The sequence below is a fragment of the Methylobacterium sp. A52T genome (assembly GCF_053346095.1).
The window spans coordinates 25565-46228 of sequence record NZ_JBKFBI010000033.1; the positions used below are offsets into that span (position 1 = coordinate 25565).

General features: G+C 73.8%; 20 protein-coding genes, 1 pseudogene and 2 riboswitches. Of the genes and pseudogenes, 11 read left to right on the plus strand and 10 right to left on the minus strand.

Annotated features, from left to right (window positions below; translation table 11 throughout):
* Positions 1-126: 126 nt before the first annotated feature.
* From ACLBYE_RS10760 to ACLBYE_RS10785, 6 genes are all read right to left on the minus strand, one after another.
* Positions 127-1851 (minus strand): DEAD/DEAH box helicase, encoded by a 1725-nt coding sequence (locus ACLBYE_RS10760; RefSeq protein WP_447694173.1) that lies wholly within the window; start codon positions 1849-1851, stop codon positions 127-129.
* Between the two features lie 9 nt (positions 1852-1860).
* Positions 1861-2649 carry a precorrin-6A synthase (deacetylating) gene (gene cobF / locus ACLBYE_RS10765; protein ID WP_447694174.1) on the minus strand — a complete coding sequence of 263 codons (789 nt, stop codon included), beginning with the start codon at positions 2647-2649 and terminating at the stop codon, positions 1861-1863.
* Positions 2650-2692: 43 nt separating this feature from the next.
* Positions 2693-3631 carry an ornithine cyclodeaminase family protein gene (locus ACLBYE_RS10770; RefSeq protein ID WP_447694175.1) on the minus strand — a complete coding sequence of 313 codons (939 nt, stop codon included), beginning with the start codon at positions 3629-3631 and terminating at the stop codon, positions 2693-2695.
* A 124-nt stretch (positions 3632-3755) separates the two neighbouring features.
* Positions 3756-4877, minus strand: coding sequence for a DSD1 family PLP-dependent enzyme (locus ACLBYE_RS10775; protein ID WP_447694176.1), 1122 nt, complete (start codon positions 4875-4877; stop codon positions 3756-3758).
* A gap of 46 nt (positions 4878-4923) precedes the next feature.
* Complete coding sequence (locus tag ACLBYE_RS10780) at positions 4924-6063, minus strand: pyridoxal-phosphate dependent enzyme (RefSeq protein WP_447694177.1); 1140 nt, start codon at positions 6061-6063, stop codon at positions 4924-4926.
* Positions 6064-6217: 154 nt separating this feature from the next.
* On the minus strand, positions 6218-7480 hold the full coding sequence (locus tag ACLBYE_RS10785; protein ID WP_447694178.1) for a D-amino acid dehydrogenase: 1263 nt from the start codon (positions 7478-7480) through the stop codon (positions 6218-6220).
* A 65-nt stretch (positions 7481-7545) separates the two neighbouring features.
* A riboswitch (glycine riboswitch) is annotated at positions 7546-7655 on the minus strand.
* 3 nt (positions 7656-7658) lie between these two features.
* A riboswitch (glycine riboswitch) is annotated at positions 7659-7761 on the minus strand.
* Positions 7762-7946: 185 nt separating this feature from the next.
* Here ACLBYE_RS10785 and ACLBYE_RS10790 point away from each other — a divergent pair.
* The 3 genes from ACLBYE_RS10790 (at position 7947) to ACLBYE_RS10800 (ending at position 9431) form a co-directional block, all read left to right on the plus strand.
* Entirely contained in the window at positions 7947-8282 is a 336-nt protein-coding gene (locus tag ACLBYE_RS10790; RefSeq protein WP_056529955.1) for a hypothetical protein, read from the plus strand.
* A gap of 188 nt (positions 8283-8470) precedes the next feature.
* The gene (locus ACLBYE_RS10795; protein ID WP_447694179.1) at positions 8471-8728 is read left to right on the plus strand and encodes a hypothetical protein; all 258 of its coding nucleotides are present in this window, start codon (positions 8471-8473) and stop codon (positions 8726-8728) included.
* A gap of 97 nt (positions 8729-8825) precedes the next feature.
* Positions 8826-9431 (plus strand): glutathione S-transferase, encoded by a 606-nt coding sequence (locus tag ACLBYE_RS10800; RefSeq protein WP_447694180.1) that lies wholly within the window; start codon positions 8826-8828, stop codon positions 9429-9431.
* A 31-nt stretch (positions 9432-9462) separates the two neighbouring features.
* On the opposite strand, the gene ACLBYE_RS10805 is transcribed toward ACLBYE_RS10800, so the two are convergent.
* Positions 9463-9936, minus strand: a complete 474-nt coding sequence (locus ACLBYE_RS10805; protein ID WP_447694181.1) for a DoxX family membrane protein — start codon at positions 9934-9936, stop codon at positions 9463-9465.
* A gap of 457 nt (positions 9937-10393) precedes the next feature.
* Between ACLBYE_RS10805 and ACLBYE_RS10810 the strand changes: the two genes are divergently transcribed.
* Positions 10394-11191 (plus strand): glycosyltransferase family 2 protein, encoded by a 798-nt coding sequence (locus ACLBYE_RS10810; RefSeq protein ID WP_447694182.1) that lies wholly within the window; start codon positions 10394-10396, stop codon positions 11189-11191.
* 77 nt (positions 11192-11268) lie between these two features.
* On the opposite strand, the gene argE is transcribed toward ACLBYE_RS10810, so the two are convergent.
* Positions 11269-12501 (minus strand): acetylornithine deacetylase, encoded by a 1233-nt coding sequence (argE, locus tag ACLBYE_RS10815; protein ID WP_447694183.1) that lies wholly within the window; start codon positions 12499-12501, stop codon positions 11269-11271.
* 249 nt (positions 12502-12750) lie between these two features.
* Between argE and ACLBYE_RS10820 the strand changes: the two genes are divergently transcribed.
* From ACLBYE_RS10820 to ACLBYE_RS10850, 7 genes are all read left to right on the plus strand, one after another.
* Positions 12751-13080 carry a hypothetical protein gene (locus ACLBYE_RS10820; RefSeq protein ID WP_447694184.1) on the plus strand — a complete coding sequence of 110 codons (330 nt, stop codon included), beginning with the start codon at positions 12751-12753 and terminating at the stop codon, positions 13078-13080.
* 67 nt (positions 13081-13147) lie between these two features.
* Positions 13148-14014 carry an alpha/beta hydrolase gene (locus ACLBYE_RS10825; RefSeq protein WP_447694185.1) on the plus strand — a complete coding sequence of 289 codons (867 nt, stop codon included), beginning with the start codon at positions 13148-13150 and terminating at the stop codon, positions 14012-14014.
* Positions 14015-14206: 192 nt separating this feature from the next.
* Positions 14207-16132, plus strand: coding sequence for a sensor histidine kinase (locus tag ACLBYE_RS10830; protein WP_447694186.1), 1926 nt, complete (start codon positions 14207-14209; stop codon positions 16130-16132).
* Positions 16133-16467: 335 nt separating this feature from the next.
* Complete coding sequence (locus ACLBYE_RS10835) at positions 16468-16821, plus strand: hypothetical protein (RefSeq protein ID WP_447694187.1); 354 nt, start codon at positions 16468-16470, stop codon at positions 16819-16821.
* 212 nt (positions 16822-17033) lie between these two features.
* Positions 17034-17711: a carbonic anhydrase gene (locus ACLBYE_RS10840; RefSeq protein WP_020095513.1), complete on the plus strand. Its 678-nt coding sequence runs from the start codon at positions 17034-17036 to the stop codon at positions 17709-17711.
* A gap of 2 nt (positions 17712-17713) precedes the next feature.
* Positions 17714-19294 (plus strand): SulP family inorganic anion transporter, encoded by a 1581-nt coding sequence (locus ACLBYE_RS10845; RefSeq protein ID WP_447694188.1) that lies wholly within the window; start codon positions 17714-17716, stop codon positions 19292-19294.
* Between the two features lie 351 nt (positions 19295-19645).
* A complete protein-coding gene (locus ACLBYE_RS10850) occupies positions 19646-19969 on the plus strand; it encodes a hypothetical protein (RefSeq protein ID WP_447694189.1) in 324 nt (107 codons plus the stop codon).
* A gap of 28 nt (positions 19970-19997) precedes the next feature.
* Here the strand turns inward: ACLBYE_RS10850 and ACLBYE_RS10855 are convergent, their stop codons facing one another.
* Together ACLBYE_RS10855 and ACLBYE_RS10860 are read right to left on the minus strand one after the other, a co-directional pair.
* On the minus strand, positions 19998-20213 hold the full coding sequence (locus tag ACLBYE_RS10855; RefSeq protein ID WP_447694190.1) for a hypothetical protein: 216 nt from the start codon (positions 20211-20213) through the stop codon (positions 19998-20000).
* Between the two features lie 168 nt (positions 20214-20381).
* A pseudogene (locus tag ACLBYE_RS10860) lies at positions 20382-20664 on the minus strand (hypothetical protein); the annotation flags it as partial.

Genomic DNA, 20664 nt, shown 5'->3' on the forward strand with positions numbered 1-20664 from the left:
GGATCACGTCTCCGGCCGCCTCCGGATCCGGGCGGTGCGACCCGGCGTCGAGGCCCGCTCGGCTCGGCGGCATCCGGATCGGGCGAGGGCGGTCCGAGCCCCCTCCCCGCCGCGACTCGCGCCGCCTCACGCGGCGCGCCCGCCCAGGCGGCGCACGTCGCCGAGGATCCGGCCGTCCCGGGTCCGACAGTCGATATGCTCCGACAGCCGGCCCGGCCGGATCCGGATCGAGGCCGGCCGGGCCAGGAGCGCGGCGCGCTCCAGGAATTCTGCGGCGCTCATCGGCGCGTCCCGGCCGCCGCCGAGGCCGCGCCACCAGGACACCGCCTTCTCCCGCTCGTAGCCGCTGCGTTCGGGCCGCAGGCGGACCCGCCACGCCGCCTCGGCGGGGCCGTCCCGCCAGCCGAGGACGAGGTCGAGCCCGTCGGGTGCGGCCTCCAGCTTCAGGGCCGTGACCGGATGCCAGGCGGCCTCCTGTCGAGCAGCCTCCTGCCCGCCGGCCTCCGCTACCGGGGCAGGGCCCGCCGGCTCGGGACCGGGCAGCCCGGGATCCGCCGAGAGGATCGCCAGCTCGTCGTCGGCGGCGGCCTCGTGCGGGGCCTCGGTGTCCGCGTCCGCCTCCGGCTCGGTCCAGCACGCCTCGCAGGTGGAGGCGTTCAGCGCGATCAGGGCGCCGCAGCCGGGGCAGGGCTTGGCGCGCGGGGCCCCTGCCCCGCCCAGTCCCTGGGTGGCGCTCCGGACCGTCACGGCGTCCACGGGCCCGTGCATCCGCACCAGACCGGCGTAGTCGAGGATCAGAGCGTTCTCCTTGCCGGGCGCGCAGCGCAGCGCCCGGCCGACCTGCTGCACGTAGAGGCCGGTGCTGCGGGTCGGGCGCAGCAGCGCCACGAGATCGACCTCGGGCACGTTGAAACCGGTCCCGAGCACGCCCACCGAGGTCAGGCAGCGGATCTGTCCGGCCCGGAACGCCGCCACGATCCGGTCGCGCTCCCGGCGGGGTGTCTCGCCCGAGACGCTCTCGCAGGAATACCCCTCCGCCCGCACCGCGTCGCGCACGGCTTCCGCGTGGGCGAGGCCGGCGCAGAAGGCGAGCCAGGCCCGGCGGGCGCGCCCGTACTCCGCGAGCTCCGCGACCGCCGCCCGGGTGATCCAGTCGCGGTTGACCGCCGCCTCCAACTCGCCCGGGATGTAGTCGCCCCCGCGCCGGCCGACGCCCGAGACGTCGAGCTGGGTGAGGGTCGCCTTGGAGACGAGGGGCGCCAGGAAGCCGCGCCGGATCAGCGTGAACGTGTCGGCCTCGTAGGCGATGCCGGAGAACAGCCGGTGCTCGCCTTCGTCGAGCCGGCCCGAATCGAGCCGGTAGGGCGTCGCGGTGAAGCCCGCCACCCGCAGCCCGGGGGTCCGCGCGCGCAGGCCCGCCAGGAAGCGGCCGTAGCGGGTGTCGGCGGCGCGGGGGATCAGGTGGGCCTCGTCGACGATCACGAGGTCGCGCGGGCCCACCATGTCGAGCCGGTCGGCCACCGACTGGATGCCGCAGACCAGCACCTGCGCCCCGGCCTCCCGCCGCCGGAGCCCGGCCGAGAAGATCCCGGCCGGCGCCTCCGGCCAGGACCGGGTCAGCTCGGAGAAATTCTGGGCGACCAGTTCGCGGCTGTGGGTGACGATCGCCACCCGGGCGAGGGGGTTCTCCTCCAGGGTCTCCCGGGCGAGGGCCGCGATCACGAGCGCCTTGCCGGCCCCGGTGGGCAGCACGATCAGGTGGCCGGGCGCCGCGTCGTCCGCCCCTCCCCGCGCCCAGGCGGCCGAGAGCGCGTCGAGGCTGGCGCGCTGGTAGTCCCGCAGGCGCAGCATGGCGGCGGTCTAGCCGGCCGCGCCGGTCCTGTCCGTGGCGGCGCGGTCACGGCGCAGCAGGTAGATGTCCATGATCCAGCCGTGCCGGGCCCGGGCCTCGGCGCGGACCCGGCGGATCTCCTCGCCCGCGTCGCCCAGCCGGCCCGAGACCAGGATCTCGTCCGGGCTGCCGAGATAGGCGCCCCAGTAGATCGTCAGGTCCGGGTCGAGATGCGCGAAGGCCGGGTCGCCGTCGAGCATCACCACGACGCTCTCCGCCTCCGCCGGCCACCCCGCGGCGAGGCGCCGGCCGGTGGTGATCAGCACCGACCCGCCGATGCCGTTCAGCGGCACGCCGTGGCGGGCGGCGAGGACCTGCACGCTGGACAGCCCGGGCACGACGAGGCGCCGGAACGGCACGCGCCCGCGGGCCAGGATGTGGTCGAGGATGCGGAGCACGCTGTCGTAGAGGGCCGGGTCCCCCCAGGCCAGGATCGCCCCCACCTCCCCGGCCCCGAGATGGGCCGCGAAGGCCGCCTCCAGCCGCTCGGCCCGGGCCGCGTGCCAGGCCTCGACGGTGCGTCCGTAATCGGCCGGGCGGCGCTCCCGGGGCGGGTCCTCGACCGTGACGACCCGGTGGGGTTTTCGGATATGGGCCGCGCAGATCCGGCGGCGGATCTCGACGAGGTCGGCGGTCTCGGCGCGCTTGTCGAGGACGAACACCGCGTCGACGTCGGCGAGCGCCCGCACCGCCTGGAGGGTCAGGTGCTCGGGATCGCCCGTGCCGATGCCGATGACCCGGATCTGCCTGTCCTGCATGCCGTCCTCCGCCGGGGCGGGGAGGGCCGGCGCCGGCCTCCCCCTACAGGCGCGCGTCGGCTTTGGCGAGGATCGCCCGGGCGATGGTCAGGTCCTGCAGGGCGATGCCGGAGGAATCGAACACGGTGATCGCCTCCGGATCCGTCCGGCCCCCCTCCCCGCTCCGGAGCACGTCGCCGAGCGCCCGCATTCCGGCCTGGGCGTCCGCGGAGGCGTGCTGGAACTCGCCGATGGTGCGCGACTGCTCCGGCAGGTCGCAGAACAGGGCCGCCCGCTCCAGCAGGGCGGGGGGCAGCTCCTGCTTGCCCTTCGCGTCCGCGCCCATGGCGGCGACGTGCGTGCCGGGGCGGACCCAGTCGGCCTCGAACAGCGGCGCGCGGGCCGGCGTCGCCGTGACGATCACGTCGGCCGCCGCGCAGGCCTCCCGGGGCGCGGCCGCCCGCACGTCGATCCCCGAGGCCCCCTGCCCCGCCAGGCGCTCGGCAAAGCCCGCGACCTTGGCGGCATCCCGGGCAACGACCAGCACCGTCCGGATCGGCAGGATCCGGGCCAGCGCCGCGCACTCGAACTCGGCCTGGTTGCCGGCCCCGAACACGGCGAGCACCGCCGAATCCGGCCGCGCCAGGACGCTCGCCGCCACCGCGTCGGCGGCGGCGGTCCGGTACGCGTTCACCCGCCCGGCCTCGATCACCGTGTCGACCCGGCCGACGGCCTGGTCGAACAGCAGGATCACCGAATTGTGCCGCGGCAGGCCCCGGTCCGGGTTGCCGGGCCAGAACGAGCCGACCTTCAGGCCCGCATAATCGGCGGTCGAGCCCGACTTGATCGAGAACCGGTTGGCCGGCTCCGAGCCGTGGCCGAGCACCGCCGGGAACAGGGTGGTCCCTGGCGCCACCGCGGCGATCAGCGCCTCGCGGGCCGCGTCGAACGCCAGGGCGTGATCGACCAGGGCGGCGGAGTCCTCCTCGGAGATGAAGCGCATGGATTCAGGGACCTCCCGAGTCATGGTTTCGAAAGGTCGAGACCTTTCGCGGGTATCGGGCGGAGCCCGATGTCGGGGCGCCGCCCCGCCGCCCCGCCGAAGGGCCTCGGCCCTTCGGAATACCCTACAGGGTCATGCCGCGGGCGGTGACCGGCCAGATCGCCTCGACGCGGCCGTTCCGCACGCCCACGTACCAGTCGTAGACGTTGACCGTCGGGTCGCAATGGCCGGGGATCAGCTTCAGGCGCTCGTTGAGCTTCAGCACGTTGCCGGGATCGCTGATCACCCCGTGCTCGTCCGAGCACTTGACGTACTCCACGTCGTCCCGGCCGAAGACCACCGGCAGGCCGCTGTCGATGCTCTGCGCCTTCAGGCCGGCATCGCAGATCGCGACGTCCGCCTTCGCCTTGCTCATGATCGCCGTGTAGATGAACAGGCTGTTCTCGAACTCCGCGATCGGCCGCCCGTCCGCGTCCTTCACCCGCTGGTAGTCGGCGTCCATGAAGACGTAGGAGCCGCATTGCAGCTCGTTGTAGACGCCGCTGCCGCCCTCCATGGCGAAGCTGCCGGTGCCGGCCCCCGCCACGATGGCGCAGTCGAGTCCCTCGGCCTTGAGCAGGTCGACGGTGCGCTTCGTCTCGTCGATCGCCGTCTGGATCAGGGCCTTCCGCTCGCCGAAATCGCGCACGTGCTGGGCCTTGCCCTGGTAGGCCTGCAGGCCCGCGAAGCGCAGGCCCGGCGCCCCCGCGATCTTCTTCGCGATCGCCACGGCGGGCTCGCCCGGCGCGACGCCGCAGCGGCCGGCGCCGACGTCGATCTCCACGAGGCACTCGAGGGTGACACCGTACCGGACCGCCGCCGCCGAGAGGTCGTCGACGTTGCCGAGGTCGTCGACGCAGACCAGCACCCGCGCCCGGGTGGCGAGCGCCGCGAGGCGCTCGATCTTCTTCGGCGCCACCACCTGGTTGGAGACCAGCACGTCGCGGATGCCGGCGCTCACCAGCGCCTCGGCCTCGCTGACCTTCTGGCAGCAGACGCCGCAGGCGCCGCCCCGCTCCATCTGCAGGACCGTGATGTCGGACGACTTGTGGGTCTTGGCGTGCGCCCGGTGGCGCAGGCCGTGCGCCTTCATGAAGCGTCCGAGCGTGTCGACGTTGCGCTCGAGGGCGTCGAGGTCGACCAGCAGGCAGGGGGTGTCCACCTCCTCGACCGGCATCCCGACGGTGGCGGGGATGTTGTTGCGCATGGTGTGTCCTCCTGAACGCGTGCGGATCTCGTGGCGGGGGGCCGGATTACGGGGCGAGGCCCAGAAGCTCGGCGATGCGCGGCGTGGCCTTGATGCCGGTACCGGTCAGCACCACCACGGTGGTCTCGTCGGGCCGGATCGCGCCGCGCGCGGTGAGGTCGGTGAGCGCCGCCGCCGCCATGGCGCAGGTCGGCTCGACGTAGAGGCCCGAGCGGGCGAGTTCCATCAGGGCCGCCTCGATGGCGTCCTCGGAGACCGCTACGGTGCCGCCGCCGGACCGGCGGAGGGCCGCCAGCACCTCCCGGCCGCGGACCGGCCGGGCGATCGAGGCGCCCTCCGCGAGGGTCGGGCGGGGCGTCACCGGCACGAAATCCTCCGCGCCGGCCTCGAAACCCGCGTGCAGGGGGGCGCAGTGGGCCGGCTGGACCGCGTAGAGCCGCGGCAGGCGGGCGATCGCCCCCCGGCGCAGCAGCTCCGAGAAGCCGATGTCGCAGCCGAGGATGTTGCTGCCGGCCCCGCACGGGATGATCACGGCGTCGGGCGCGGTGAAGCCCAGATCCTCCCACAGTTCGTAGGCCAGCGTCTTGGTGCCCTGGAGGAAGTGGGCCTGCCAGTTGTGGCTGGCGTAGAAGATCGACTCCGCTTGGCCGACCGCGGCGTCGGCCGTGTCCTGGCGGGTGCCGGGGATCAGCTCGACCTCGGCACCGGCGGCCCGCATCTGGACGGTCTTGGCCGGCGAGGTCGAGGCCGGGACCAGGATCTTGGCCCGCATCCCGGCGGCGGCCGCGTAGGTCGCCACCGCGGCGCCGCCGTTCCCGGAGGAATCCTCCAGCACCGCGTCGATCCCCTGCTGCCGCAGGATCGACAGCATCACGGACGCGCCCCGGTCCTTGAAGCTGCCCGAGGGCGCGAACCACTCGAGCTTGAAATGGGCGTGGCCGCCCCGCCAGGGCCGTCGCACCAGCGGGGTGCAGCCCTCGCCCAGCGAGACCGGGTCGGACACCGCCACCGGCAGGGCGGCGGCGTAGCGCCAGAGGGAGCGCCGGTCCGTGTCGATCTCCGCCCGCCCGATTCCCGGCAGGTCGGTGATCATCAGCGGACCGCCCGTCTCGGAGCGCCAGCGCGGCGTCTCGATCGGGTAGGTCGCCCCGGTCGCGGGGTCGAGATAGGCGGGAGACGAGGGCATCGCGGCTCGGGTTCCGGGGTGGTTCGGAAAGAGAATACAAAATAATCTTCGACGGCGCGCCCCCTGTTCGAGGATGGGACGGCGCGCCGCGCTGCGCGTCAGGGCTCCGCCCTGACAACCTGCCGAAGGGCCTCGGGCCCTTCGGAGACTTGGGTCAGGCCGCGAGCGGCAGGATCGTCGGCTCCGGGGCGTGCTCGGCGGCGACCGCCCCGGCGACGAGCTCGGCGCTGGCGCCCGAGAGGGTCCAGCCGAGATGGCCGTGCCCGGTGTTGTAGAAGATTCCGGGCAGTCGGCCGCGGCCGACCTTGGGCAGCATGCTCGGCAGCATCGGCCGCAGGCCGCTCCAGGCCACCACCCGGTCGGTATCGACCAACGGGAATTGCTCGCGGGTCCAGTCGACCAGCGGCTCGATCCGGTCGTGGCGGATGTCGCGGTTGAAGCCGTTGAACTCGGCGGTGCCGGCGACCCGCAGGCGCTCGTCGCCGAGGCGGCTGGTGACGATCTTGGCCGCCTCGTCGAGGATGCTCACCTCCGGAGCCGCCGCCTGCGCCTCCGGGGTCAGCAGGTTCACGGTGATCGAGTAGCCCTTCACCGGGTAGACGTTGACCCGGTCGCCCAGCATCGCCGCGAAGTGCCGGCTGGCGCAGCCCGCGCAGACCACCACCGCGTCGGCCCGCAGGACCCGCGCGTCGCCGGCCGGCCGGCCCGCTTCGCGCCAGCGAACCGCGTAGCCCCCCTCCCCCGGCGCGATCGTCTCGACGCTGGCGTCCTGGACGAAGCGGACGCCCTTGCGGGCGCAGGCGGCCGCGAGGCCGCGGGTGAATTTGTGGATGTCGCCGGTGGCGTCCGAGGGGGTGAAGAAGCCGCCGTGGTAGCGGCCGGCCAGGGTCGGCTCGATCGCCCGGATCTCCTCCGGGGTCACGGCGTAGCGCTCCAGGCCGCCCTCCCGCAGCAGGGCGTTGACGACGGTCGCCTTCTCGAAGCTCGCCCGGTCCCGGTAGAAGTGCAGGATGCCGCGGGTCTTCAGGTCGAAGTCGATCCCCTCGGCCTCGGCCATGGCGAACAGGGCCTCCCGGGCCTTCAGTGCCAGCCGCACGGTCTCGACCGTGTTGGCGCGGTAATGGGCGATCTCGCGGACGAACTCGGCCATCCAGGACAGCTTGTGCCAGGAGGGCTTGGGATTCATCAGCAGCGGCGCGTCCCGGCGCAGCATCCAGCGCAGGCCCTGCATCACCGTGGAGAGCTTGTTCCAGACCTCGGCGTTGCAGGCCGAGAGCTGGCCGCCGTTGGCGAAGGAGGTCTCCATGGCGGCGTAGCGCTGCCGGTCGAGGACGGTGACGCGGTAGCCGCGCTGGGCGAGCGCGTAGGCGGTCGTCACGCCGGTGATGCCGGCGCCGATCACGGCGATGTGTGTCATGAGCTTGGACTCCGGGACTGGACGCGTGGAGGCCGCCCTCGAGCGGTCGGCCGGTTGCGCGCCCCATCTGTCCCGGTGCCTGAGAGCTTGATCCGACCCGCCCTGGCGAGGCGAGGCACGGACGTCCCCTTCGGCGGGTGCCCACGGTTTCAGCCCGCTGCACCACTCTCCAGATCGCCCTGACGACACGGTTCCGGTGCCTGAGAGTTTCCGGGGCGGTTGCTCCGTCGGCGCCGGGTCCCCTCTGCTGGGAAGATCCCGGTCTCTCCCGCATCGTCACGATGGGCTGTTCCTGAATACGCCGACCGGCCGCGGGGGAGAAGCCCGTCCGTCCCGCCGGCGGCCGATTCCGCCGACAGCCGGTGCGCGTTGTCACTGCCGGAGCGCTGCCGGATCATCGCGAGGAGCGATCCCCGCCGCCGGCGGTTGACCCGGGGGTTTGACGGGGACTTCCGGGGGACGGCCGATGCTGACCAGGACCGCGATCTACGAGGGCACGGTGCGCGACGGGCGGGAGGAGGAGTTCTTCCGCCGGGTCCGGGACGAGCTGGAGCCGTTCTGGCGGCGGTTCCCGGGCGTCACCGCCGTGCGGGTCCAGCGCCTCGTCTCCAAGGACGACGACGCGCGGCCGATCGCCATGATCCTGGAGATGGACTTCCCCGACCAGGCGGCCCTGGACGCCTGCCTCGCCTCGTCGATCCGCCCGGAATCGCACGCCGCCACCGAGGCGGTGATGCAGATGTTCGACGGCCGCTTCTACCATCTGGTCAGCGCCGGACGGACCTTGTCGCTGGTGGATTGAGATCAGGTCCCGGGACGCCGATGACCGACCATATTCACCGCCGTATTTACCGTACATAAACCGAGACTGACAGATTCATATCTTCTAGAGACAAAACTATTCGCCTACACACCAGTCGAACCAACCCTCTTAAGGGTCTCGGTGCAGCTTGTGCCCGAGCGACACCCTTGGTTCAGGCGGACGGCGCGATGGCGAAGTGGATACCTGGCGCGGCCGTCTTCGGTCTCCTGTGCCTGATGATCATCCCGGCCCCCGGGATCTGGGGCGTCCTGATCGGGGCCGCCTGCGTGCTCGCCATCGTCGGCAGCCTGTGCATGCTCGTCCTCGATCGGGTGGCGAGCGCCATCCTCGTCTGGCGCCAGCGGTTGCGGGTGCGACGCCCGAGCTCGGGCCGGAGCCGCAGCCGGGTGGTCCATGCCGGCTCCAGGGTGACCCGGAAGGTCTGAGCCTCCGGCGGGGCGCCGGGGACTGGATTCCCCGCGGTATCGGTGCAAGGTCCCGGCGCCGCGATCACGGCGCCTGAGACCAAACCGGGACGGTCCGATGAAGCTCCTCTACTCCCCCGCCTCTCCCTACGCCCGCAAGGTGCTGGTCCTCGCCCACGAGACGGGCCTGATCGACCGGATCGCCGTCACCGTCGCGGGGGCCTCGCCGACCGGCCCCTCCGCGGAGGTCGCCGCCCACAATCCGCTGGGCAAGATCCCCGCCCTGGTGCTGGAGGACGGCACAGCCCTCTACGACAGCCGGGTGATCTGCGAGTATCTCGACAACCTCTCCGCCGGCCCGCGCCTGTTCCCCGAGGGCGCCACCCGCTGGGACGCGCTGACCCGGCAGGCGCTCGCCGACGGCCTGCTCGATGCGGCGCTGCTCACCCGCTACGAGCGGGTGCTGCGTCCCGAGCCCCACCGCTGGGACGCCTGGGAAGCCGGTCAGGTCGGCAAGATCCGCGCGGCGCTGGACCGGTTCGAGAGCCTGGTCGGCGGGATGCCGGCGCTGGATATCGGCACGGTCGCGCTGGGCTGCGCGCTCGGCTACCTGGACCTGCGCTTCCCCGATCTCGCGTGGCGGGAGGGCCGCCAGGCGGTCGCCGCCTGGTACGCGGAGTTCGAGCGCCGCCCGTCCATGGAAGCCACTGTACCGAAGGGCTGAGAGGCTGAGGACCCCGCCGCGCCCGGCCCCGCTACGGCCGGGCCCGGTCGGCGATCGCGTAGGGATGGGTCGATCCGAGCGGATCGGCGAGGAAGTCCTGGACCGTCCCGGCGCCGGTGCCGAAGGTGATGAGCAGGAAGCCGCCCGCCAGCGCGAAGTTCTTCAGGAAGTCCCAGAACAGCTCGCGGCCCCGGCCCCCGGCCCAGAAATCCCCCGGCACCCAGAACTGCTTCCACAGCAGCGCCGTCACCCCGCAATAGCCGGCGAGCACGAAGGCCGCGGCCCGGTCGGCGGTCCCGGTCAGGATGCACAGCGACATCCCGATCTCGACGCAGAGCCCGATCAGGATCAGCACCACCGCGGGCGCGGTGGCGTGCACGGCCTGCCGCGCCTGCCCGACCGCGCCCCTGAAGTTCAGGATCTTGTCGAGGGCGCTGAACGGCAGGAACAGCAGCACGAGGAGCAGGCGGACGCCGAACGCGATCGCGACGCTGAGGCTGGCCATGCTCTGAAGGGTCTCCCTCAACCCGGCCCGGTGCGGACCGCTGATCCAAGGCGCTGATCCAAGCCGCGAGCGGCGCGAAGGTTTCCTCGGCGACGGGCCGGTGCCGGCCGGGAGGGGTTCTGCCGCCCGGCATGCCGCGCTTCTTCGATCGAGGGTGGCATCGCGGCAACAATGATTCAAGCCGTTTCGCGAAAATAATGGAACGCCGGAAATTTTCAGAATTTCGGATCGATTCTCGGCCGATCGATCGATAGCGATGTATACAGTAGCTCGAAATTTTTCGACCATTATTGAGATCAACCTGAATCGACCGCCCGAGACTTGACAGGTTCGGTCCCGTCTCGGCTCAAGTTCTTCAAATCTCTCTCGGTCGACGCGCGGTGATCACGCGTGACGACGCGCAGACCGGGGGGAACCGGGCCGCAAACCGTATCCGCAGAACCGTCGAGCCTTGACCATGCGAATCGCGATCATCACGCCGTCGCGGCTCAAACCCTCGACCCTGGCCGGAGAGGCCGGCCAGTACTTCCTGGAACACGCGATCGCGAGCGCCAACGCCCAGGAGCTCGACCGGCCGGCGACGATCCACTTCTTCGTCGGGACCGATCCCGGGTCCGAGATCCCGGCGCGGCTCGCCGCGCACCCGCAGGTCACCTTCGCGCGCGGCGCGCGCAAGGGCCAGATCCCCGCACTGAACGCCGCCATCGCCGCCGTCGACGACAGCTGGGACCTCGTCGGCTTCCTCGAGGACGACGATCGCTGGCTGCCGCCCTATCTGGGCGTCGCCGTCCGCGCCCTGGACCGCTTCGATTTCGTCTCCTCGACCCAGCTCGAGACCGACGAGGCCGGCGAGGTGGTGCGGATCAACGACTTCGCGACGCCGTCGGGCTGGCTGATGCGGCGGACCACCTTCGCGCAGGTCGGCGCGATCAGCCCGGCCTCCAAGTGGCACTACGACAACGAGTGGCTCGGCCGCCTCGCCGAGACCGGCCTGCGCCGCGCCCACCTCGTCGAGGCGACGGCGCCCGTCACGCTGCAGCACGCGGCCCTGGTCCGCCCGTGGCTCGCCAACGTCCTCCAGTTCGGCGGCCCCAACGTGCAGCTCGCGCGCCACGGCTTCGTCCTGCCGCTGGTGTGCCGCCTCGTGCATCCGGGCTCCGGAAGCTCGGATGTCAGCTCGGGCGGCACCTCCAAGGCCGAGAGCGAGGCCGAGTACCGGCGGCTGGTCGACCGCTTCGGTCGCATCCCCTGGTGAGATCGCCCTGGTGAGATCGCGCCGCGCGGCGGAGGCTCCGCGGACCGGCGGCGCACCCGACCGGCGCGGAGGCCGGTTCAGCCCGGGAGCGCCCCGTGGGACGCCGCCGCGGAGCCGGTCACGCAGGCGCCGATCAGCCGCCGCACGAAGCCCGCGCAGGCCGCGAGTTCGTCCCGGGTGACGTACTCGTCCGCCCGGTGGGCGCGCGCGATCGAGCCCGGCCCGATCACCACGGCCGGCACGCCGCCGAGCCGCTCGAACAGCCCGCCCTCCGTGCCGTACGAGACCTTGGCGTGGCCGTTGCGGCCCGCGAGGCGCTTGGCCAGGGTCACGATCGCCGCCTCCGGATCGGTGTCGAGGCCCGGATAATCGATCAGCGGCTCGACCGCGACGCCGCAGGCCGGATCCCCGGCCCGCATCAGCGGCGCCAGCGTCCCGGTGGCGTAGGCGATCGCGGACGCCGCCAGCGCGGCGGCATCGTCCGCGCCGATCGCCCGGTACTCGAACTCGACGCTGCAGCTGTCGGGCACGATGTTGAGCGCCGATCCGCCCCGGACCACGCTCGACAGGCCGGTGGTGTGGGGCACGTCGTAGAGCGCGTCGCGGGCGCCGTCCCGGGCGATGGCCTCCGCCGACAGGCGGACATGCTCGATGAAGCGGGCGGCGTACTCGACCGCGTTGACCCCCTGGGGCGCCAGGGCCGAGTGGCTGGCCTTGCCGCGGAAGGTGAGGCGGGCGGCCGATTTGCCCTTGTGGCCGACCACCACGTCCATTCCGGTCGGCTCGCCCACGAAGCAGCCGAGCGGCCGCGGCACGCGCTCGAGCATCCGGGCGATCAGCGGGCGCACGCCGAGGCACCCGATCTCCTCGTCGTACGAGATCGCGATGTGGATCGGGGTGGCGAGCTCCGCCGCGACCATCTCGGGCAGGAGCGCGAGGCAGACCGCGAGGAACCCCTTCATGTCGGAGGTGCCGCGCCCGTAGAGCCGCCCGCCCTCCTCCCGCAGGACGAACGGGTCCGACGACCAGGGCTGGCCGTCGGTCGGCACCACGTCGCTGTGGCCGGAGAGCACGTAGCCGGGGCGAGTCTCGAACGGCCCGACGCTGACCAGCAGCGCCGCCTTCCGGCCCGTCGGATCCGGCACCCGCTCGACCGCGGCGCCGTGGCCGCGGCAATAGGCCTCCGCCCAGTCGATCAGAGGCAGGTTCGAGCGGGCGCTCACCGTGTCGAAGGCGACGAGCGCGGCGAGCAGCGCCGTCGGATCGGGCGTGCCGGGGCGCGGCGTGGCGGTCTGTGCGGACTCTGTCATGGATCCCATGTCGTGGGGAGGCCGTGGGGAGGTCTTGGCTGGGTCTTGGCTATGTCTTGGCCGGGCCGCGGCCGGCACACCGCCCCTCCCGAATCGGTTTCGGAGGGGCGCGGCGTCCGCCGGAGTTCTCGGCCTTCCGGGGATCCAGGGCAATGCCCGGCCCGGCGGCGCAGCCCCGGAACCGGGACGACGTTCGGGCGTAGCCGCCGGGTAGGGCCCCTTCGGCCCGCTCGTCCCGGAGCCCCGACCATGCGTCCCGGTCCCGCCCCGATCCTCGCCCTCCTCCTGCCGACGCTCCTCTTGCCGACGCTCCTCCTGCCGCCGGCCCTGCTGCTGGCCGCCCCGGCCGAGGCCCGCCGGCAGGCCGCGCCCCCCGCCGGGCGACCGCATCACCGCGCGGCCTCCGACATGGACCTGACCCTCGCCCGCATGGCGGCGCGCGACCGGCCGCTCTGGCGGGTCTGGCAGCGGCCCCTCGCCCGCACGGTCACGCCGGCGACGCGCGAGCGGGTCGCGGCGCCGCCGCTCACGGGCTGGGGCTACGGCGGCACCGTCCCGGGTGCCGTGCCCGGCTTCTGAACCGCCTCGACCCGGGCCCGGCCGCCTGCCATGGTGCGGGCGACCGCAGCGGCCCGAGACGGACACGATGGTGCTGGAGTTCCGCCTGGACGATCCGACCCCCGCGGATCCGCGCCGTCGCTGGGACACCCTCGCGCAGGAGGCGCGGGACGCCTGCTACGACAACACCCGCGCGGTGGCCGACAGCGCGTCCCAGGTGGCCGCCCGGGACGCGGCCTCGGCCGCCTATCGGGCGGCGCATCCGGCCGGTCTCGACGTGCCCTACGGCCCCGGCGCCCGCAACGCCCTCGACCTCTACCCGGCGCGGGACGCGGCGGCGCCCTGCCTGGTCTTCATCCACGGGGGCTACTGGCAGCGGGGCGCCCGGGAGCTGTTCGCCTGCTTCGCGGAGGGCCCGAACGCCGCCGGCTGGTCGGTGGCGATGGTCGGCTACACCCTGGCGCCGGAGGCGAGCCTTTCCCGGATCGTGGCGGAGATCGGCGCGGCCCTCGACTGGCTGGCCGCCCACGGGGCCGCGCGCGGGATCCGCGGTCCCCTGATCCTGTCGGGCTGGTCGGCGGGCGGTCTGCTCACCGCGATGCAGCTCGACCATCCGGCGGTGGCGGCGGGCCTGGCGATCTCCGGCGTCTACGACCTCGCGCCGATCCGCCAGACCTCCCTGGACGCCAAGCTGAGCCTCACCGACGGCGAGATCGAGACCCTGTCGCCCCTGCGACTCCCGGTGGTCGCGAAGCCGCTCTGCATCGCCTACGGCTCCCGCGAACTGCCGGCGCTGATCCACGACGCCCGCAACCTGCACGCCCTGCGGGCGGCGGCCCACGCCCCCGGCTCCCTGCTGCCAGTGCCGGGGGCCGAGCACTTCTCGGTGCTCGACGCCCTGCGCCGACCCGGCGGGCTCCTGGTCCGGGCGGCCCACGCCCTTCTCGAGGACTGAGGCCCCGGCCGGCAGCCCGGACCGCACCCGGACGACGCGGGGGGACGACGGCGTGCAGATTTGCAACTCCCGATAGAAATTCTGCATCGCCGAGGCCCGTTTCCGCCTTGCTGAGGCCTGCCCCGCGTGCTGAGACGGGATCGCGGGCACGATCTCCCTCCACCGGGAGCCGGCCGATCCCAGGGAGATCGGATGCAAGCGGTCGCGCGATCGGAATCCCTTGCGGCGCCCTGCGCCGGCCCCGCGGACCGGACCGTCCGCCGCGGCGGACGGCGTGAGCGGTGGCGCGCGCCGCGGCTGCGCGTCGTGCTGGCCCTGGGTTTCGGCACGCTCGGCTTCCTGACGACCCTGACGCTCGCCGCCCTGGTGAGCCGCGAGGCGACCCGACGGCTCGAGGCGGAGGTCGGCGGCCAGCTCGCCGAGATCGCCGGTCAGATGGCCCGGGGCCTCGATATCGGGATGTTCGAGCGCTGGCGCGACATCCAGATCGCCGCCGCCTCGGACAGTCTGCGCGATCCCGGGACCGGGACGGCCGCCAAGCGCGCCGTGATGGAGCGGCTCCAGGCGACCTACCCGGCCTACTCGATCATCGGGCTGATCGACGCCAACGGGCGCTTCTCCGTCACCAGCACCGGCGCCCTGGAGGGCGCCGACGTCTCCGGCCGCGACTATTTCCGCGGCGGCCGCGCGGGCCCCTACGTGGGCGACGTGCACCCGGCCAAGCTCCTCGAGGCGCTGAGGCCCCCGGACGAGGCCGCCGCGCGCGCGGCGTCGCGCGAGCCCCTGCGGCTCCTCGACGTCGCGGCGCCGGTCCGGGCGCCGGACGGCCGCGTCCTCGGGGTGCTGGCCGCCCATCTCGACTGGACCTGGGCGCGCGACATGGCCCGCATCCTCGAGGCTGGCCTCCGGGGCCACCGCCAGGGTGCCGAGATCCTGATCCTGTCCCGCGACGGCACCGTGCTCCTCGGGCCGCCAGCCCTGCAGGGCGCCCCCCTGCCCCGCTCGGTCCTGTCGGGCGGCCGGCCCCTCGATCCGGAGGGCACGAGCCGGGTCGGCCCCTGGCCGGACGGCGCCGCGTATCTCAGCGCCCGGGCGCCCACGGCCGGCCACCGCGACTATCCGGGCCTCGGCTGGCAGGTGGTGGTGCGGCAGACGGCCGACCGGTCCCTGACCTCGGTGGCGGCCCTGCGCGGGGGCATCCTGGCGGCGGGCAGCGCGGTGGCGCTCGCGGCGGCGCTGCTCGCGTGGCTGCTCGCCGGCCTGATCGCCCGCCCCCTGCTGGATCTGGCGGTCGCCGCCGAGACCCTGGGCCGCGATCAGCCCCTGCCGACGCTGCCCCGCTCCCTCGTGCGCGAGGGCGCGACGATCGCCGACGCCCTCGCGGCGGCGGCGGACGAGCGGGCCCGGCGCGCCGAGACCCACCGGCTGCTGATCGATGAACTCAATCACCGGGTGAAGAATACCCTCGCCACCGTGCAGGCGATGGCGGCGCAGAGCCTGAAGAATCTCGGCGCGGGCGCGGCGGCCGGGCGCGACGCCTTCGAGGCGCGGCTCCTCGCCCTGTCGTGCGCCCACGACATCCTGACCCGCGAGAGCTGGGCGAGCGCGGATCTGCGCGGCATCGCCGCCCAGGCGGTGCGGCCCTTCCTCGTTCCGGACCCCGCGGGCGGCGATCCGTCGAACCGGGATTCTTCCGGTCGGGATTCTTCCGGTCGGGACACGGCGGACCGGGACGCTCCGGGTGCGAACACCCCGCGCATCACCCTGGCCGGCCCCGACCTGCGGCTGCCGCCCGAGGGCGCCCTCGCGCTCACGATGATCCTGCACGAATTGTGCACCAACGCGGTCAAGCACGGCGCCCTGTCGGTTCCGGGCGGGCGGGCCGCGCTGGCCTGGACGGTGGAGACGGGTCCGGACACCGAGACCCTGCGGCTGACCTGGCGCGAGTGCGGCGGCCCGCCGGTCGTCTCCCCGTCGCGGAAGGGGTTCGGCACCCGCCTGCTCGAGCGGGGCCTCGCCGGAGGCAGGACCGCCAGCCTCACCTACGAGGCCGGCGGCCTCGTCTACGTGGCGGCCAATCCCCTGCCCGCGGCGCGTCCGCACACCGGACGGGCCTGACCCCGCTCCGGCCCGGGCGACCGTCGTCCCGACCGCACCCGACAGCGCGCGCATCCGCGGTGCGAGGGCGGCCGCGCGGCCCTGCCCGCCGCGGCCCCGCTCCTGAAGGACACGCTCCGCGCCGTCGGCGCCAGATCTGTCCTTAATCCCGTCCCCTCTCTCAAGATGGACAAAGACGTGCGCGGACGCACACGATAGTACTTACGCGAAGGATTAAAGACTTCATCGATACAATGTGCCGATGCGCACACGCTATTCCGAAAATGTAGACTAGGGTCGACCTATCGGCAGGGATGCGGTGTCCCTCGCCACAAGTCGAACAGCGAGGAAACGTCATGATCCAGTCCCGCACCCAGTCCCGACATCTCCCGGTTCGCGGCCACGCGGCCGGTCCCGCCTTCGGCCTGGCCCTCGGCCTCGTGGTCGGAATCCTCGGAGCCCCCCTGGCGGCGCAGGCGGGCGAAGGCGGCGGCGGGAGCCGGCAGGCCGCCGGCGGCGGCCACATGAGCTCCTACATCAACGACCCCCACCACGACCCGCGCTCGCTGCACTCGCAGCGCTCCGGGTCCGGGCAGCTCCTCGGGGCGCCGATGATTCACGACAGGGCCGGGGCCACCGTGGCGCGCGGCCAGGTCGTCGACCCGCACTGGGCCTCCGGAACCGCAGAGCGCCGCCGGATCCGTCGCTGAGACTTCGGAGGCCGGGCCTCCGACGCGACACCCGACACGACACGCGACTCGACACCCGACACCGTGACCCGCCGCCCGGCCCCTCCGGCCGGGCGGAGCCGACGGGAGACCGCTCCGCGCTCCCGTCCCGCGCCGCCGTCCGGCAGGCGCGCTCCGGCGCATCGCCCTTCCTCGCTCTCGCCTTCCGGTTCTCCCAGCCTCAGGGACCCTTCATGAACAACCTCATCCAGGGCATCGCCAGCTTCCAGGGCAGCGTCTTCCCCGGCCAGCGGCAGATGTACCAGCAGCTGGTGCGCGACGGTCAGCACCCGAGCGCGCTGATCATCGCCTGTGCGGATTCCAGGGTCTCGCCCGAGCACATCACCCAGGCGGGACCCGGAGACCTGTTCGTCTGCCGCAACGCCGGCAACATCGTGCCCCCGGCCTCCGACGTGGTCGGCGGCGTCTCCTCGGCGATCGAGTACGCCGTGGTGGCCCTCGGTGTGCGCGACATCGTGGTCTGCGGCCACTCGGATTGCGGCGCCATGAAGGGGCTGATGAACCGGGACCTGCTCAAGCGGATGCCCAGCGTCGCGGCCTGGCTGCGCCACGCCGAGGCCGCCGAGCGGATCGTCTGCGAGGCCTATCCCGAGGGGATGGACGCCCAGGCCCGCCACCACGCCCTGGCCCTGGAGAACGTGGTGGTCCAGCTCGCCAACCTGCGCACCCATCCGAGCGTCGCCGCCGCCCTGGCCAAGGGCTCCCTGCGGCTGCACGGCTGGTTCTTCGAGATCGAGACCGGTGCCCTCCTGGCCTACGACGGCGCGAGCGGGCAATTCCGGCCGATCGCCGGGGCCGACATGCCCGTGGCGCAGGATTCCTCCGCCAGCAGCCGCCTGCAGGCGGCCTGACCATGCGCCCCCCCGGCCGCCTGACCACGAGCCTGCAGAGCGCCCTCGCCCCGGACGGCGCCGTCCGGGCGAGCCTCGCCCGGGACCTGCCCGCCTCCGTGGTGGTCTTCCTGGTGGCGCTGCCCCTGTGCATGGGCATCGCCATCGCGTCCGGCGTGCCGCCGGAGCGCGGCCTCATCACCGGCATCGTCGGCGGCATCGTGGTCGGCCTCCTCGCCGGCTCGCCGCTCCAGGTCAGCGGGCCCGCCGCCGGGCTCGCCGTGATCGTCTACGGGTTCGTGCAGGCGCACGGTCTCGACGCCCTGGGTCCCGTCCTGGTGGTGGCGGGCCTCGTCCAGCTCGTCGCCGGCGCCCTGCGGGTCGGCGGCTGGTTCCGGGCGATCTCGCCGGCCGTGGTGCACGGCATGCTGGCCGGCATCGGGATCCTGATCGTGCTGGCCCAGATCCACGTCCTGACCGACGCCCTCCCCCGGGCGAGCGGCCTCGACAACCTCGTGGCGATCCCGGCCGCGTTCTTCAACTTCGTCAGCGGCACGGGCGACCGCACCGGAGCCGTGATCGTCGGCGGGATCACCATCGCGGCGATGATCGCCTGGGAGCGGCTGCGCCCGGCGCGGCTCCGGCTCCTGCCCGGGGCGCTCATCGGCGTGCTGGCGGGCAGCCTCGTGGCGGGATTCGGGGATCTCGCCGTCAAGCGCGTGGCGGTGCCGGAGGCCCTGTTCTCCGGCCTCGCCCTGCCGGCGGCCGAATCCTGGGCGCGCCTCGCCGAGGCCGAGATCCTGATCATGGCCCTGGTGATCGCGGTGATCGCCAGCGCCGAGAGCCTGCTCTCGGCGGCCGCCGTCGACCGGATGCACGACGGTCCCCGCACCCAGTTCAACCGGGAACTCGGCGCGCAGGGCATCGGCAACCTGATCTGCGGGCTCGTCGGCGCGCTGCCGATGACCGGGGTGATCGTGCGCTCCTCGGCCAACGTGCAGGCGGGCGCCGTGAGCCGCGCCGCCACGGTGATGCACGGGACCTGGATCCTGGCGTTCCTGCTCGCGCTGCCCTGGCTGCTGGCCCTGGTGCCGACCGCGAGCCTCGCCGGCATCCTGGTGGTCACCGGCTGGCGGCTGGCGAGCCCGGCCCACGCCCTGCACCTGCAGGCCCGCTACGGCTGGCTGACCGCGGCGATCTGGCTCGCCACGATGGCCACCGTGGTGGCGGTGGACCTGCTCACCGGGGTGCTCACCGGCCTCGCCCTGAGCCTGATCCAGGCCCTGCCGAGCCTGCGCAAGGGACGGCTCCGGATCGAGCACGCGGCGGCCCCCGAAGTGCCCGGCGTGCCGGAGCTGCGCCTGTCGGGGGCGGCGACCTTCCTGCAGCTGCCGAGCCTCACGGCGGCCCTGGAGCGGACCCCCGCGGGCGGCGAGGTCCGCCTCGCCACCGACAACCTCGCGGCCATCGACCACACCTGCCTGGAGATGATCGGCGACTGGGCGAGCCGGCGCAGCGCCGGCGGCAGCCGGATCGCGGTGGTGGGCGGGTCGGGTGTCCCGCACGACCGGCTCGCCGCCGCGGTTGCGGCCCCGGCGCACTGAGGGCCCTGGCGCCCTCCGCCGGCGGCGAGACCCGTCGGGCGGAGGGCGCGCCGCACCCGGACCGGTTCGCGGAGACACGGCCCGAAACGACGGCGCGGAGCCGTTCCCGGCGCGATCGGGAGCGGCTCCGCGCCGCGTCCGCACCCGGTCGCCGGGCCTCCATTCCCGGACGACGGCGGCCCGCCGCGCGGCCCGTCAAGGCTGTCCGCCTCCGGGCAGGCGGCGATCTTCAAAACCGGTTAATCCTGAATCTTCGCGCCCCTTTAACGAGCGGGCGGTCAGACTCAGCCTCACGGCAGGTCCGGCCCGCGGGACCGGCCGGCGGAATGGTTCTCGTCAGGAGCTTCGTCGATGATCAGGTTCCTCGCGGCCTCGGCCGCCTGCCTGGTCCTGTGCGGCGCCGCGGCGGCGCAGGACATGCCCGGCCTCGCGACCCTGAGCCCGCCCGACCCGGTGCAGCCGGTGGCGGCGAGCCCCGCGCTCCCGGCACCGGACGGCGTGATCGCGCCCGGCCGGGTGCCCCTCGGCAGCCTCCCGCTCCGCGGCACCGCCGCCGACCCCGCGCAGACGACCGCCAGCCTGAAGGTCCCGGCGACCGGCCCCGGCGCGTCCAAGCCCTGGTGCGCGCAGGAGCGCCGGATCGGCACCGGTCAGGGCTTCTGCCTGGTCAACTGAGCGGTCCCTGCGGGGCCCGGCGCGGGGATCAGGAGGCCGCGTAGACCGTGACCTCGTCGAAAATTCCGCCCTCGGGCGCGTCGTCGAAGGACGCCACGAGAAGCACCAGCACGGCCGCGCCGACCGCCGTGACGGCGAGGAGCCGCGTGATCCGATCGGCGTGGGCGCGGGCGGCGTGGATCAGCGCGCAGCCGAGCACGAAGGCGCAGACCTGCGTGACCGGCGCGGCGAGCGCCGCCGTCATCGCGCCCGCCCGATCATCCGATCACGTCCGATCCTGTCCATGCACGCCCTCCCCGGCCGGGACGCCGTCTCCCGGCGCGCATCCAAGCGGATCGGCGGTCACGGCGCGCCCCCAAAATGGGGGAGACGGCGGCGGAGTCCGGCCACACGTCTTCGTGACCGACGCCCCTCAGGCGGGGTCCGGCCCCGGCCAGCCCGGAGTGGATGCCGGCGTGGATGCGGGGGTCGATGCCAGGGCGTAGGTGGCCTCGGCGACCCGGTTCAGGAGGCCGCCCGGCCCGGACCGCTTCCACAGCCGCGTGTTGAGGGCCGCCACCGGATCCCGGCCGGGAAGGGTGAAGCCCTGCCCGGCGAGCACCTCCAGGATCTCGGCCGCGTGCAGCGGCCGGCCCGCCCGCGCGATCGCCGCGCAGGCCGGCCGCCCCCCCGCCCCGCCGGAGCGGGGGGGGCCG